A 13,699-nucleotide genomic window follows, 5' to 3' on the forward strand; every position below is an offset into this window, starting at 1 on the left:
AAAAAGAGAAAAACTTTTTTTGAAGTGTTGCTCGTTTTCGTGGCCGTACCCCCTTCCGGTTGAAGCGGGATGCAAAGGTAAGCAGCTTTTCGCTTTTTCCAAGAAACCCGAAGAAAAATTTCTTTTTCTTTTTCGGCCTTCTCAGCACCGGCTGCCTTGTTTTCCTTCCTGACAGGAAGAAGCAGGTCAGCGGCGGCGGTTGCACTTTTTCAAGACCCGTTGCCGAGGCAGTCCGGCGGTGAAGAGCGCTTCCGGTTGAAGCGGGGTGCAAAGGTAGCAAAACTACTTGCTGCTTTGCAAGCCCGCGGCGAAAATCTTTTTTCAAGCAGTGGCTGCCGAAGCGGCCGGTCCCCTCCGCGTGTCGGATTGGGAGTGCAAAAGTGCGGGGTTCGGCCTCAATATCCAAGCCCAGAACTCAACTTATTTGTGGAGGAATTTAACCTTTACCTAGAGTAGGCTGGGTATTAACCTTTTAGCCTCGCCATTAAGTTCACAGAGGTTGGAAGATTTTTCCTCTAGCTTTACTATATCAACTAAAAACCCGGATTACAGAGAGTAATCCGGGTTTTTAGTTGATTGAAATGTGCTGAAATTTATGCCATGTGCAGGGTACTCACCCGATCGGGACCGACGCTGACGATGCTGACGGGCACTTCTAGGCGCTGTTCGAGGAACCGGACGTAGTCTTTCAATTGCTTAGGCAGGGCTTGCGGATCGGTGATTTCCTGGAGATTGGTCCGCCAGCCGGGCAGGGTTTCGTATACCGGCGTCAGCTTTTCCAGGTCGCCGTGGTCGGGCAGGTGGTCGGTTTTCGCGCCGCCGGGCAGTTCGTAGTGAGTGCAGACGCGGATTTCGTCAAATTCATCGAGCACATCGGCCTTCATGAGGTGAATCTCGGTAACGCCATTCAGCATGATGCTGTAGCGTAGGGCGGGCAGATCAATCCAGCCGCAGCGGCGCGGGCGGCCGGTGGTGGAGCCGAACTCGCGGCCGGCCTGGCGGATCTGTTCCCCTACCCCATCGTGCAGCTCCGTGGGGAACGGCCCGCTGCCTACGCGGGTACAGTAGGCTTTGCTGATGCCGTATACCTTATCTATATGACGCGGCGCAATCCCGAGGCCGGTACAGGCCCCGGCTACAATCGTGCTCGATGAGGTCACATAAGGATACGTGCCGAAATCAATATCGAGCATGGAGCCCTGAGCGCCTTCGGCCAGCACGTTCTTGCCCTGGCGGAGCAAGTCGTTGAGCAGGTATTCGGTGTCGGTGAGCTGGAGGGTACGCAGGAATTCGACGGCGGAAAAGAAATCGGCCTCGAATTCTTCAATTTCGAGGCCGCGGCCGTGGAATTCGGCAATGGTGGCGTGACGAGCAACGGCCTCCTGATAACGTTCCCGGAAGTCGGGCAACAGGATATCGCCGACACGCAGGCCGGTGCGGCCGATTTTGTCCTGGTACGTGGGACCAATGCCTTTCAGCGTCGAGCCGATTTTGCTGCCGCCGCGGGCTTCTTCGCTGATGCGGTCGAGGGCGCGGTGCGAGGGCAGGATTAACTGAGCCTTGCGGGAGATGTAAAGGTTCTGCCCCCAGTTTACGCCCCGGTCAGTGAGTTTCTGGAGCTCCTGGCGAAATACGACGGGGTCGAGTACCACGCCATTACCGACTACATTAATAATGTGCGGGTGAAAAATCCCGGATGGCACCTGGTGCAGCACGTGCTTGATCCCATCGAAAGTGAGGGTATGACCGGCATTGGGGCCACCCTGGAAACGGGCTACTACATCGTAAGTGGGAGCCAGCACATCGACAATCTTGCCTTTGCCTTCATCTCCCCACTGTAGTCCTACTAGTACATCAACGGGCATTAGTTCGCGGCTTTCAGAAGTTGGGCGGCCGACGTATCATCGTCCGCAACAGAAAAAATAGCGTTCAGTTTGGTCAGGGCCAGCATTTTGCGGGGGTGGTCGGCGGGGTTAATGAGCACCAGTTCCCCACCGCGGCTACGGAACTTGGTCAGCAACGATACCAGCACGCCAATACCGGTGCTATTGATGTAGCGAATGCCCGACAGATCGACGGCACAGTGGAGCAATTCCTCGCCCAAGTGCTGATCGATGTTCTGGAGTAGCTGCTGGGTATCGGGGCTGCCGATCAGGTCGCCGGAAAGGCGCACGAAGAGAATACCGTCCTGGACGGCGGAGTCAGTTTTCATTCGGCTTGAGAGTGGGCGGCTTTGGCGCGGCAGTCGCCGCATACGCCATAAAGGTTTAAAGAGTGGTGCAAGATATGGAAGTTGAGTAACTCCCCGACCATGGTTTGAATGCCGTGAATGCGCGGGTCGCAGAACTCTACCACCTTATGGCACTCGGTGCAGATGACGTGGTCGTGCTGGCGGTAGCCGTAGCTTTTCTCATACTGGGCCAGGTTGCGCCCGAACTGGTGCTTGCTTACAAGACCATGCTCCACCAACAAGTCGAGGGTGTTGTAGACGGTGGCCCGGCTTACCTGCAGGCCCTGCTCCTTCATGCCGGCATACAGCTCTTCCACGTCGAAGTGTCCGGTGCGGGAGTAAATTTCTTCCAGAATGGCGTAGCGTTCCGATGTTTTGCGCAGGCCCTTATTTTCGAGGTAGGCCGTGAAAATCTTCTTCACCTCCTCGTACTTTTCCTTATCCAGGTGCTTTTCTGAAACTGCCATAATGAGTCCTTCTATATAAGGAGTGAAAACCGGGTAATCCGACGCGGGAGCCGTTTGCTACACACAGGAGTAACAGACCGGCCACGGCGCTTTACTTGTACTGTTTTATGCGCCCGGTTTTGAGAAATACTATTTAAGACCAACTCAGGAATCGAAGCGTTCCACCGTGAGCACACCGCTGACCTTGCTCAGACGCTGAATGAGGCGGTCGAGATGGGCTGTATCGTTTACGAATACCATGATCTGGCCCTCGAAGATACCGTCGTTGGAGTCCATGGTAATGGAGCGCATGTTCACCTTGAGGCTGGTGCTGATGATGCGCGTCACGTCGTTGACCAGCCCTACCCTATCCGAGCCCTTGATGCGGATGCCGGCCAGGAAGGCCAGTTCCAGTTGCTCCGTCCATTTGGCGCGCACGATGCGGTTGCCGTAGTTCGACATCATCTGCACGGCCTTGGGGCAGGAGGTGCGATGGATGACGATGCCTTTATCCGTTTCAAAGCCGAACACGTCGTCGCCGGGAATGGGGTTGCAGCAGGGGGCAATGGTGTAATCGAACTTATCGGTCCGCTCCCCAATCACCAGCATGTTGGCATTTACGCCACGCACCTTCTGCACCTCGTGGTCGAAGGCCCGGGGCTCGAGGCGGGAAGGCAGGCGCGGGGCTTCGCCGGGCCCGTCGAAGAGGCTCTTCACGATTTCGCGGCCGTCAAGTTGCCCAATGGCCACCCGGTAAAAAAACTCCTGCTGACCGGCTGTATTAAAATGGGCCAGCAACCGGTTCAGGTTGTCCTGGGTGTTTTCGACGCCCAGCAGCTCCAGGCGCTTCTCTACCAGGAAGCGTCCATCTTCGGACTTCGCTTTGCGGTCGTCGCGGAGCCAGTCCTTGATGCGGGTACGGGCCTTGGAGGTAGTCACGTACTGGAGCCATTCTTCGGTGGGCTTCTGCTTCTGCGAGGTCAGAATTTCTACCTGGTCGCCGTTGCGCAGCTTATAACTCAGGGGCTGCAACTTCTGGTTGACCTTGGCTCCGAGGCATTGCAGACCAATATGGGTGTGAATCTCGAAGGCAAAATCGAGGGCCGTGGCCTTGTCGGGCAGAATGATAAGCTTGCCCTTGGGCGTAAAGGCGTACACCTCCTTCACGAACAGGTTCTGGCGGAACTCATCCATGAATTCGAGGGCGCTGGAATTATTGGTTTCCAGCATCTCGCGCACCTTGTTAATCCAGGCTTCGAGGGTTGATTCAGGCTGGGGCGCACCGGTGTCCTTGTACTTCCAGTGGGCGGCGTAGCCCTTCTCGGCAATGTCGTCCATACGGCGGCTCCGGATCTGAACTTCCACCCATTGCCCGGCGCGCGACATAACGGTGGTGTGCAGGCTCTCGTAGCCGTTGGCCTTGGGCGTACTCACCCAGTCGCGCAGGCGGTCGGGGTTGGGCTGGTAGAAATCCGTGACGATGCTGTACACCTGCCAGCAGGCCGCTTTTTCCTGCTCCGGGGGCACGTCCAGAATCACGCGGATGGCAAACAGATCGTACACCTCATCGAAGGTGATGTTCTGCTTGCGCATCTTTTTGAGGATGGAATAAATGCTCTTGGGCCGGCCCTTCACCTCGTACTCGAATCCCTGGGCGTTCAGCTCCTCATCAATAGGCTGCACGAACTCCTTAATAAAGCGGTTGCGCGAGGTGCGGCTCTGGCGGACCTGGTTTACCAGCTCTTGGTACACATCGGTGTCGGTATACTTCAGGTAGAGGTCTTCGAGCTCCGTTTTGATGGCGTACAGACCCAGGCGGTGGGCCAGCGGAGCGTAGAGATAAATGGTTTCGGAGGCAATTTTGAGCTGCTTGTGGCGCGGCATCGAGTCCAGCGTCCGCATGTTGTGCAGGCGGTCGGCCAGCTTGATGAGAATCACCCGCACGTCGTCGGAGAGGGTGAGCAGCATCTTGCGAAAGTTCTCGGCCTGCTCGGAAGTGCCGTAGTCGAAGACGCCGGAAATCTTGGTAAGTCCGTCCACGATGCGCGCCACCTTGGGCCCGAACTCGCGGTTGACGTCGGCCACTTCCCAGGGCGTGTCCTCCACCACGTCGTGCAGCAGGGCCGAAACGATGCTGGTGGTACCGAGGCCGATTTCCTCCACCACAATCTGAGCCACGGCCAGCGGGTGCAGAATGTAGGGTTCCCCCGACTTGCGGCGCATTTCCTTGTGCGCCTCGAGGGAAGTGTTAAAGGCTTTCTTGATAAGCTTGGCGTCGCCCTCCTTCAGGGAAGGCTTGGCCGTGCGGAGCAGGCGGCGGTAGTGGCGCAGAATTTCCTGACGCTCTGCTTCGGGGTCAATGACAGTGGACATGGTAGGCGGGTGGCACCCCATGGTGCCCAAAATACAGGTAACGAAGGTACGGCCTGTGGCGGTAGAAACCCGTGCCCGACGGCGCGAAACCAGTTGTGGCAGTAGAACAATAATAGCCCGGGACTGGTGCAGATCATGACCTGCTCAACGCAGAAACCCATGGTTTACAATCAGGGACCGGGGTTACGTTGTTTTGGATACAGCGTTTTCGTCGGCCAAGGCCAAACAGGTCGGGCGGGTCAGCAGAAAATTTCATTGGTTATTTGCCGGCACTTGCGTAGTTTTGCGCCCCCGAGGTAAACGACCTCCGACGCGGATGTGGCGAAATTGGTAGACGTGCCAGACTTAGGATCTGGTGCCGCAAGGCGTGTGGGTTCGAGTCCCTCCATCCGCACAATTAGTATTGGGTAGTTGGTATTGAGTAGTTAGAAGACGCTTTGCCGTCTCAAACAAGCCGCTGGAATGTCTTGCTAACTACTCAATATTAACTACCCAATACTATTTACCCCAACGTAGTACCCTTAACCGACCCTTAGTTTTGGACATTACCCTCGACAAGAAAGACGACCAGCTCCATGCCATCCTGACAGTGAACCTCACGGAGGCTGACTATGCCACGGCCGTAGAGAGCAAGCTGAAGGAATACAGCAAAAAAGCGCAGATCAAAGGGTTCCGCCCGGGCAAAGTGCCGGTTACGCTGGTGCGCAAAATGTACGGCAAAGGCATTCTGGTGGAAGAAATCAACGGTTTGCTCGGCAAATCGGTGGATGAGTACATCAAGAGCAACGACCTCAAAATCCTGGGTGAGCCTCTGCCCGTAGCTTCCGATATCGATTTTGATACCCAGAAGGACTACGCGTTTCAGTTCGAGCTGGGCCTGCTGCCCGACTTCGAGCTGCCCGCCGACCAAGCCCTGACCGTGGACCGCCACAAGGTGACCCTCGACGAGAATACGCTGAAGGAAACCTACGAGCAGCTGGAGCGCCAGTTCGGCGAAACCGAGGAAGCCGAAACCGCCGAAGCTGGTGACTACCTGGTCGGCAAGCTCAAAAAGGCCGACGAGGAAGGTGAAGGCCGCATGGTGATGCTGCCCACCGCCAAGCTCAAGAACGACGCCGACAAATTCGTGGGTGCCAAGACTGAGGACGTGATTACGTTCGACCTGAAAAACGCCTTCGATGGCGACGCTACCGCCATTGCTGGCTTCACTGGCATGAGCAAGGAGGAAGCCGGTTCGCTGGAAGGCGACTACACCCTGACCGTGGACAAAGTGCAGCGCACTACGCCCGCCGAGTTCAACCAGGAGTTGTTCGACAAAGTATTCGGCAAGGACATCGTCACGTCGAAGGAAGATTTCGACGAGAAGGTGAACTCCACCGTGATGGAGAACTACGACCGGGAGGCCGATAACCTGATGAATCGTCAGCTTATTGACAAAATGCTGGAGAACACCAGCATCGAAATTCCCAAGGAGTTCTTCAAGAAGTGGCTTCTGCGCGCCAACGAAGGCAAGCTGACCACCGAGCAGATTGAGGAGCACTACGACGACTACGAGAAGGAGCTCAAGTGGTCGATGATCCGCAACAAGGTGGTGGAAGCCAACGAGCTGAAGGTATCGAACGAGGAAATCGTGGACCGCACGATGCAGAAAATCCTGGGTCAGTTCAACATGGAAATGACGCCCGAGCTTGAAGAGTCGGTGCGTGGTTTCGCCGACAACTTCCTGCGTCAGGAGAACGGCAAGAACTACGTACAGGAGTACGAAGCCATTCTGGCAGAAAAAGTACTGGAAAACCTGCGCGGCAAAGTTGTTGTTAACGACAACGAGATTACGGCCGAGGACTTCCGCAATCAGAACGCCGGCTAACCGCTGCCGTTCTTCCGGTTTTCGAACCAACAAAAAAAGCCCTTACCTGACGTAAGGGCTTTTTTTGTTGAGAAGTGAGAGATTAGATATAAGAAGTGAGATGGACGACTTTGTGTGGTTCCTGTCTGTCTCACTTCTCATATCTTGCCTCTCACTTCTTTACTCTCACCTCTAACCTCTCACTTCTATTTCCCCCATGCTGAATAAACAAGAGTTCCGCAAGTTCGCCGTGAAAGGCCAGGGCCTGAATGGTCTGGGCGTTGACCAATACATCCAGCACGTAGAAGGCCAGACCCGTGGCGGCCTGATCATGCCCACCGGCATGACCCGCTCGGTGATTGAGGAGCGTCCCACGCGCTTTGCCGAAATTGACGTGTTCTCCCGCCTGATCATGGACCGCATCGTGTTCCTGGGCACGGCCGTCGACGACTACATCGCCAACATCCTGACGGCCCAGATGCTGTTTCTGGAGTCGGTGGATGCTAAGAAGGACATCCTGCTCTACATCAACTCGCCCGGCGGCTCGGTGTACGCCGGCCTGGGCATCTACGACACGATGCAGTACGTGAACCCCGACGTGGCCACCATCTGCACCGGCCTGGCCGCCTCCATGGGCGCCGTGCTGCTGGCCGGCGGGGCCAAAGACAAGCGCTCGGCGCTGCCCCACTCCCGGGTAATGATTCACCAGCCCTCGGGCGGGGCCCAGGGTCAGTCGACGGACATTGAAATCACGGCCCGTGAGATTCTCAAGCTCAAGAAGGAGCTCTACGACATTCTGGCCAAGCACACCGGTAAAACCTACCAGGAAATCTACGACAACTCGGAGCGCGACTACTGGATGCGCGCCGATGAAGCCAAGGAATACGGCCTCATCGACGAGGTGCTCGAGAAGAAAAGCGCCTAAGCTTTTTTGATGCGCGCCCCTTCCGGCTTCTCCGACAGGACGCTCTTCCGGAAGGCAGACCACCAAAAAGCCCGCTTCGGCGGGCTTTTTTGTTTAAAGTAGAGGCAACCTCAACGGCACGTTTTCACCTCTGTTGGGCGTTAGGCTTTTCGTACCTTTGAGGTAGGTTTGGGTAAATACCCTTCTTCCTCCCCATCAGCGAGTTCCTTTGGCAATGGCAGATATTACGTGTTCTTTCTGCGGTAAGAGCAAAAAAGACGTTTCGGTGATGATTTCGGGCATCAATGCTCACATCTGCGAACGGTGCGTGGGACAGGCCCAGCAGATTCTGAACGAGGAAAATAAGATTCGGGCCAACTCCAAGGCGCCGAAGTTCAATCTCGTGAAGCCCCGGGAGATGAAGGACTACCTCGACCAGTACGTGGTAGGCCAGGACGAGGCCAAGAAGGTGATGTCGGTGGCCGTGTACAACCACTACAAGCGCCTGATGCAGAAACCGCAGAAGGACGACGTAGTGATTGAGAAGTCGAACATCATTATGGTGGGCGAAACCGGCACCGGCAAAACGTTCCTCACGCGCATGCTGGCCAACATCCTGCAGGTGCCCTTCTGCATTGCCGACGCCACCGTGCTCACCGAGGCCGGTTACGTGGGCGAAGACGTGGAAAGCATCCTCACCCGCCTGCTCCAGGCCGCCGACTACAACGTGGAAGCGGCCGAGCGCGGCATCGTCTACATCGACGAAATCGACAAGATTGCCCGCAAGAGCGACAACCCCAGCATTACCAGGGACGTGAGCGGCGAGGGCGTGCAGCAGGCCATGCTGAAGCTGCTCGAAGGCACGACGGTGAACGTGCCGCCCCACGGCGGCCGCAAGCACCCCGAGCAGAAGATGATTACGGTGAACACCGAAAACATCCTCTTCATCTGCGGTGGGGCTTTCGTGGGCATTGAGCGCATCATCAAAAACCGCCTCAACACCAAGCCTATTGGCTTCGCCAAAACCCAGCTGGAGGAGAAAATCGACACCGAGAACTTCCTGCGCTACGTGACGGCTCAGGATCTGAAGGCATTCGGCCTCATTCCGGAGCTGATTGGCCGTCTGCCGGTGCTCACCCACCTCAACCCCCTCGACCACGCCACGCTGCGCAAAATCCTGACCGAGCCCAAGAACTCCATCGTGAAGCAGTACCAGCGCCTCTTCGACATGGAAGACATCGAGCTGAGCTTCTCGGAAGGCGCCCTGGAGTACATCGTGGTGAAAGCCGACGAGTACCGCCTTGGGGCCCGGGGTCTGCGTAGCATCTGCGAAGCCATCATGACCGACGCCATGTTCGATATGCCCTCCGAGGAAGGCGTGAAGGAGCTGGTTATCGACGAAGACTACGCCCGCAGCAAGTTCGAGCAGACAGCTCTAAAGCAGCTACGGGCCGCGTAGTTTTCCCTTATAAACGCCGAACGGGCTTCCATGCACATGGAAGCCCGTTCGGCGTTTATAAGGGAAAACTACTTATACTTATCGTATTATTTCAACGTCCTCATGCTATGCTTATTCACTTCACAATTGCGCTGACATCTGTTCTGGGCCTGTCTGCCGTAACCGCACATGGGCAGGTTAGTGGCTCAGCCCTGGGCCTGACGGAGCAGCAGCTACGCGAGACACACGCGAAGGCCAGCTACCTCAGTTGGCGGGATTCGCTCACGGAAAAAGGCGGCAAATGCTTGATTGCCGATGGCCGCAAGCCCGGGCCAGATGGCAAACGCTCCGGCATCATGACCCACTACTATTTCCTGCAGGGGCACGTGTACAAGATCCAATCTTTCGGTACCTACCAGAACTACGGGTGGGGGCTGCAGCAGAGCTATGAAACCAGCCCGCACAAGGAGAACATCAATACGTGGGTGGACGTTGACCACCACTACCGCTACCGCCTGGCAGCCGATGAGCAGAAAAACACGGCCGTCCTGACCATTACCGACAGCCGGACGGCTTTCTAAAAAGAAACCGGGGGCATCACTCTATTCTGAATGATGCCCCCGGTAGTTTGCAAAGCGGTAACGGTTTTACTTTTTCAAATACCCCACCATCAGCTTCGCAGCCTTCTCGGCGGATTTCTGCTGACCCAGCTTCGCCCAAATTTCGGCGTAGCCGGCTTTCTGCTGGACGATGAAGGCGTCGTCGGCGGTGACTTTCTTGAGTTCCGTAACGAGGTTGCGGGAGTTGAAGTCGCTCTGGATGAGTTCTTTCACCACTTCGCGGCCGGCAATGAGGTTGACCAGAGAAATGTAGGGCACCTTGATAACGGCTTTTCCAATGGCGTACGACACGGCGCTGGTGCGGTAGCACACCACCTGGGGCACGTTGAAAAGAGCCGTTTCAAGGGTGGCCGTGCCGCTCGTGACCAGAGCCGCCGTGGCGTGGGCCAGCAGGTCGTAGGTCTGGTCGAAGAGGATGCGCACGTTGTTGCGCTCAAAGTGGGCGTAGTAGTTCCGGTCGAGGTTATCGACGCCGGCTACCAGGAACTGGTAGTTGAGGAAGGGCGGCAGAATGGCCAGCATCTCGTAGAGCATCTCCTCGATTTCCTGCTTACGCGAGCCGGGCAGCACCGCTATAATGGGCCGCGCGGGGTCGAGCTGGTTGCGCTCATAGAAGTCAGTGGACTTCTGGAACTCGCCCACGCTGTCGGCAATGGGGTTGCCGATGTAGTCCACCTGGTAGTCGAAGCGCCGGTAGAACTCCTGCTCGAAGGGCAGAATCACGAACATACGGTCGACGACGGCTTTCACCTTGTGCACGCGGCTCTGGTTCCAGGCCCAGATTTTGGGCGAGATGTAATAGAACACCTTCAGGCCAGCGGCCTTGGCGAACTTGGCCACGCGCATGTTGAAGCCGGCATAGTCCACCAGAATCACCACGTCGGGCTGCCAGGCCAGCAGGTCGCGCTGGCACTCCTTGAGGTAGCCCCGGAATTTGAGGACGCTGGTGGCCGCCTCCCAGAAGCCCATGATGGCCATTTCCTGGTAGTGGCGCACCATTTCGCCGCCTTCGGCCTGCATCAGGTCGCCGCCCCAGAAGCGGAACTCCGCCGCCGGGTCCTGCTGACGCAATTCCTGCATGAGGCTGGCCGCGTGAAAATCCCCGGACCGCTCGCCCGCTATCAGGTAGTACTTCATTCTCCTTTAATTAAACCTGGCCGTCATGCTGAGCAAAGCGAAGCATCTCGCGTGCTGACATTGCCAAAGTAATTTGATTACCACTGAGCAAGATGCTTCGCTCTGCTCAGCATGACAGTTTCGGGGTTATGCCTCCCCGTAGTATTCCACGAAGTTGCGGGGCGTTTCGTAGAGTTTGATGCAGTGCAGTTTGGCCGTGGAAATCTGCTCGATTTCGGGCTGGAGAATTTTCCAGAAGGCAATCACCAGGTTTTCGGTGCTGGCCAGCTGGCCCTGCATGAAGGGCACGTCGAGGTTCAGGTTTTTGTGGTCGACCTGGTCCACCACGTGGGTGCGGATGACGGTGCTGAGCTGCTTGAGGTCGATGACGAACCCGGTTTCCGGGTCGGGCTGGCCCTTGACGGTGACGATGAGGTCGTAGTTGTGCCCGTGCCAGTTGACGTTGGCACAGGGGCCGAACACCTCCCGGTTGCGCTCCTCGCTCCACTTGGGGTTGTGGAGCTTGTGGGCGGCGTTGAAGTGTTCCTGGCGGCTGATATATACCATTTTGGGGTCTTGGGGTCTTGGAAGTTTGGGGTCTTGGATGACGTTTTGATTGAAAAACCTGACACTCAGCGGCTTGATTGACCGTTGTGGCGCGTATTGCACCGTTGAACGTCAGCCAAGCCTCCAAGCCCCTAAGCTCCTAAGACCCCATTCGGCGCAGCAAATATACGAAGAACGGTACGCCGAACAGGGCCGTGACCAGGCCCACCGGCAGGCCGGCCGGCGGATAGAGCAGGCGGGCCAGCAGGTCGCAGAAAACCAGAAAATTACCCCCCAGCAGGGCGCAGAACAGCAGGTTGCCCCGGCCCACCGTGCCCAGCAGCCAGCGCGTGATGTGCGGAATCACGAGCCCCACGAACCCGATGGGCCCGCAGAGCGCCACCACCCCGCCCGTCAGGCCCGAGGCCACGAGCAGCAGCAACCAGCGGGTGCGGGCCACCGGCAGGCCCAAAGCCGTGGCCCGCTCCTCGCCCAGCAGCAGCAAGCTCAGGTGATTGTGCAGCAGCGCCAGCGCCCCCAGACCCAGCCCCACGGCCACCGCCGGATAGGGCAGCGTGGCCCAGCTGGCCCGCTCAAACCCGCCCAACGACCAGAACGTGATAGTGCGCAGCTTGTCGTCGGTGGCGGCCAGAAACGTGAGCAGTCCGCCCAGGGCCGTGGTCAGGGAGCCCACCGCTACCCCGGCCAGCAGCAGCAGCGGCGGCACGATGCGGCCCCGCCGACTCCCCACCACCACCACTACCAGCGTGGTGCCCAGCGCGCCCAGCAGCGCGGCCAGCGGGGGCAGGTAGAGGCCGGCCACCGTGAGGCCGGGCACAAACACAAACGTGAGACTGGCCCCCAGCGCCCCGCCCGAGGCCGTGCCCAGCAGGTAGGGGTCGGCTAGGGGGTTATTGACCATGGCCTGCATGATGTAGCCGCTCATGGCCAGCCCCGCCCCGGCCAGCAAAGCCAGCAGCAGCCGGGGCAGGCGCAGCTCGATGAGCACCAGCTGGGCCGGGTCGCGGGCGTCGTAGTGCAGCAGGGCCCGGGCAATGAGGGCGTAATCGGTTTCGTAGCTGCCCACGCGCAGGCCTGCCGCCAGCAAAAGTGCCGTCAGCAGCAGGCAGGCCAGAATCCAGGGCAGGGCGGGGCGGGTCATGGAGCGGGGGGAGCCCAGATCAGGCGCCGCAGTTCCCGTACTGTTTCCACTACGCGCGGACCAGGGCGGGCCATGAGGTTATCGGTGGTGGCGTACACGCGGCGGGCCGGGTAGGCGCGGATGCGTTTGAGCTCGGGGTAGAGGCGAAAGAAGGTGCTGTCGAGCTTGCCGAAGCTGCCCCCGAGGACGACGTCGGGATTGAGGCGCAGGATGTACTCGCGGGTGAGGGCCGGATAGGGCTGGGCGAATTTCTCCTCTACCGCGTTGCGGCCGCCAGCCAGCCGGATCTGGTCCGTAAACAATGTGTTGCGGCCGTACACGTAAATCGGGTCCGTCCAGGTGAGGGCCAGCACCGCCGGCGCCGGGCGCGGGGTGGGCAGCTTCTGGAGGGCCCGGAGCTCGGCCCGGAGCGAATCGGTGAGGCGGCGGGCGGCGGGGCCGCGGCCCAGGATGCGGCCCAGGTCGGTGAGGCCGCGCAGGATGTCGTCTACCCGCTCGTACTGCTGGAAGTACACCGGAATACCCAGTTCCTGGAGCCGCTGGGCATCGGCCTCGGAGGTAATGCCGGCCGTGGTGAACACCACGTCGGGCCGCAGGGCCAGGAGGCGCTCCAGGTCCAGGGGGTAACTGTTGACCACGGGCTTGCGCCGGGCCGCCGCCGGAAAGTCGCAGACCTGGGTGCGGGCCACGATGGTAGCCGTATCGGCCACGGCGTAGAGCATTTCCGTCATGGAAGGCGCCAGGGCCATGATGCGACGCGGCTGGGCCGGCACCGTGAGGGCACGGCCGAGGTCGTCGCGCAGGTGTTGGGGGGCGGCGGCGGCTGGGGCCGCCGTGGTGGCGGGCGCATCGGGGCGGCAGGCCGCCAGCAGGGGCAGCAGCAGCAAAAGCCGGAAACGGGCAACGGAAGGGCGGAGCATGGGGGCAAAGGTAACCGCCCGCGCCAGACGCTTCAGTGCCCGTCGCTTCAGCGCCCGGACAGCGGTTTCCGCGCGTCGGGCCAAACAAAATCGGCGGC

General features: G+C 58.7%; 13 protein-coding genes and 1 tRNA gene. 5 read left to right on the forward strand and 9 right to left on the reverse strand.

From position 1 onward, the window contains the following. The 5 genes from KLP40_RS00005 to KLP40_RS00025 form a co-directional block, all read right to left on the reverse strand. A partial coding sequence (locus KLP40_RS00005; RefSeq protein ID WP_215591406.1) for a hypothetical protein occupies nucleotides 1-325 on the reverse strand: 325 nt, incomplete at its 3' end. Between the two features lie 268 nt (nucleotides 326-593). Then, on the reverse strand, nucleotides 594-1,865 hold the full coding sequence (locus KLP40_RS00010; RefSeq protein ID WP_215591408.1) for an adenylosuccinate synthase: 1,272 nt from the start codon (nucleotides 1,863-1,865) through the stop codon (nucleotides 594-596). Beyond that, complete coding sequence (locus tag KLP40_RS00015) at nucleotides 1,865-2,212, reverse strand: STAS domain-containing protein (protein WP_215591409.1); 348 nt, start codon at nucleotides 2,210-2,212, stop codon at nucleotides 1,865-1,867. Before KLP40_RS00015 ends, KLP40_RS00010 begins: the two co-directional genes overlap by 1 nt. Continuing rightward, entirely contained in the window at nucleotides 2,209-2,697 is a 489-nt protein-coding gene (locus KLP40_RS00020; protein WP_215591410.1) for a Fur family transcriptional regulator, read from the reverse strand. Before KLP40_RS00020 ends, KLP40_RS00015 begins: the two co-directional genes overlap by 4 nt. 144 nt (nucleotides 2,698-2,841) lie before the next feature. Beyond that, nucleotides 2,842-5,049: a RelA/SpoT family protein gene (locus tag KLP40_RS00025; protein ID WP_215591411.1), complete on the reverse strand. Its 2,208-nt coding sequence runs from the start codon at nucleotides 5,047-5,049 to the stop codon at nucleotides 2,842-2,844. Nucleotides 5,050-5,361: 312 nt separating this feature from the next. On the opposite strand from KLP40_RS00025, the gene KLP40_RS00030 reads away from it, so the two are divergent. The 5 genes from KLP40_RS00030 to KLP40_RS00050 all read left to right on the forward strand — a co-directional run bounded on the left by KLP40_RS00030 (nucleotide 5,362) and on the right by KLP40_RS00050 (nucleotide 9,818). Beyond that, nucleotides 5,362-5,443: transfer RNA gene (locus KLP40_RS00030), tRNA-Leu, on the forward strand. Nucleotides 5,444-5,587: 144 nt separating this feature from the next. Further along, nucleotides 5,588-6,916, forward strand: a complete 1,329-nt coding sequence (tig, locus tag KLP40_RS00035; RefSeq protein WP_215591412.1) for a trigger factor — start codon at nucleotides 5,588-5,590, stop codon at nucleotides 6,914-6,916. Between the two features lie 196 nt (nucleotides 6,917-7,112). Then, the gene (locus tag KLP40_RS00040) at nucleotides 7,113-7,820 is read left to right on the forward strand and encodes a ClpP family protease (RefSeq protein WP_262898903.1); all 708 of its coding nucleotides are present in this window, start codon (nucleotides 7,113-7,115) and stop codon (nucleotides 7,818-7,820) included. A gap of 214 nt (nucleotides 7,821-8,034) precedes the next feature. Beyond that, nucleotides 8,035-9,258, forward strand: coding sequence for an ATP-dependent Clp protease ATP-binding subunit ClpX (clpX, locus tag KLP40_RS00045; protein WP_215591413.1), 1,224 nt, complete (start codon nucleotides 8,035-8,037; stop codon nucleotides 9,256-9,258). 107 nt (nucleotides 9,259-9,365) lie between these two features. Next, the gene (locus KLP40_RS00050) at nucleotides 9,366-9,818 is read left to right on the forward strand and encodes a hypothetical protein (RefSeq protein WP_215591414.1); all 453 of its coding nucleotides are present in this window, start codon (nucleotides 9,366-9,368) and stop codon (nucleotides 9,816-9,818) included. 66 nt (nucleotides 9,819-9,884) lie between these two features. On the opposite strand, the gene lpxB is transcribed toward KLP40_RS00050, so the two are convergent. The 4 genes from lpxB to KLP40_RS00070 all read right to left on the reverse strand — a co-directional run bounded on the left by lpxB (nucleotide 9,885) and on the right by KLP40_RS00070 (nucleotide 13,601). Further along, a complete protein-coding gene (lpxB, locus tag KLP40_RS00055; protein WP_215591415.1) occupies nucleotides 9,885-10,994 on the reverse strand; it encodes a lipid-A-disaccharide synthase in 1,110 nt (369 codons plus the stop codon). Between the two features lie 126 nt (nucleotides 10,995-11,120). Further along, nucleotides 11,121-11,540: a 6-pyruvoyl trahydropterin synthase family protein gene (locus KLP40_RS00060; protein ID WP_215591416.1), complete on the reverse strand. Its 420-nt coding sequence runs from the start codon at nucleotides 11,538-11,540 to the stop codon at nucleotides 11,121-11,123. Nucleotides 11,541-11,679: 139 nt separating this feature from the next. After that, nucleotides 11,680-12,681: a FecCD family ABC transporter permease gene (locus KLP40_RS00065; RefSeq protein ID WP_215591417.1), complete on the reverse strand. Its 1,002-nt coding sequence runs from the start codon at nucleotides 12,679-12,681 to the stop codon at nucleotides 11,680-11,682. After that, nucleotides 12,678-13,601: an ABC transporter substrate-binding protein gene (locus KLP40_RS00070; protein ID WP_215591419.1), complete on the reverse strand. Its 924-nt coding sequence runs from the start codon at nucleotides 13,599-13,601 to the stop codon at nucleotides 12,678-12,680. Before KLP40_RS00070 ends, KLP40_RS00065 begins: the two co-directional genes overlap by 4 nt. Nucleotides 13,602-13,699: the final 98 nt, after the last annotated feature.

Origin of the sequence: Hymenobacter piscis (assembly GCF_018760735.1) — a bacterium.
In the GTDB taxonomy this organism is placed as follows: domain Bacteria; phylum Bacteroidota; class Bacteroidia; order Cytophagales; family Hymenobacteraceae; genus Hymenobacter; species Hymenobacter piscis.

Bases quoted from the DNA above. Each gene is read 5' to 3' on its own strand.
- KLP40_RS00065 (WP_215591417.1), bottom strand. From the start codon at position 12,681: ATGACCCGCCCCGCCCTGCCCTGGATTCTGGCCTGCCTGCTGCTGACG.
- KLP40_RS00025 (WP_215591411.1), bottom strand. From the start codon at position 5,049: ATGTCCACTGTCATTGACCCCGAAGCAGAGCGTCAGGAAATTCTGCGC.
- KLP40_RS00020 (WP_215591410.1), bottom strand. From the start codon at position 2,697: ATGGCAGTTTCAGAAAAGCACCTGGATAAGGAAAAGTACGAGGAGGTG.
- KLP40_RS00010 (WP_215591408.1), bottom strand. From the start codon at position 1,865: ATGCCCGTTGATGTACTAGTAGGACTACAGTGGGGAGATGAAGGCAAA.
- KLP40_RS00070 (WP_215591419.1), bottom strand. From the start codon at position 13,601: ATGCTCCGCCCTTCCGTTGCCCGTTTCCGGCTTTTGCTGCTGCTGCCC.
- KLP40_RS00015 (WP_215591409.1), bottom strand. From the start codon at position 2,212: ATGAAAACTGACTCCGCCGTCCAGGACGGTATTCTCTTCGTGCGCCTT.
- clpX (WP_215591413.1), top strand. From the start codon at position 8,035: ATGGCAGATATTACGTGTTCTTTCTGCGGTAAGAGCAAAAAAGACGTT.
- KLP40_RS00050 (WP_215591414.1), top strand. From the start codon at position 9,366: ATGCTTATTCACTTCACAATTGCGCTGACATCTGTTCTGGGCCTGTCT.
- KLP40_RS00060 (WP_215591416.1), bottom strand. From the start codon at position 11,540: ATGGTATATATCAGCCGCCAGGAACACTTCAACGCCGCCCACAAGCTC.
- KLP40_RS00040 (WP_262898903.1), top strand. From the start codon at position 7,113: ATGCTGAATAAACAAGAGTTCCGCAAGTTCGCCGTGAAAGGCCAGGGC.
- lpxB (WP_215591415.1), bottom strand. From the start codon at position 10,994: ATGAAGTACTACCTGATAGCGGGCGAGCGGTCCGGGGATTTTCACGCG.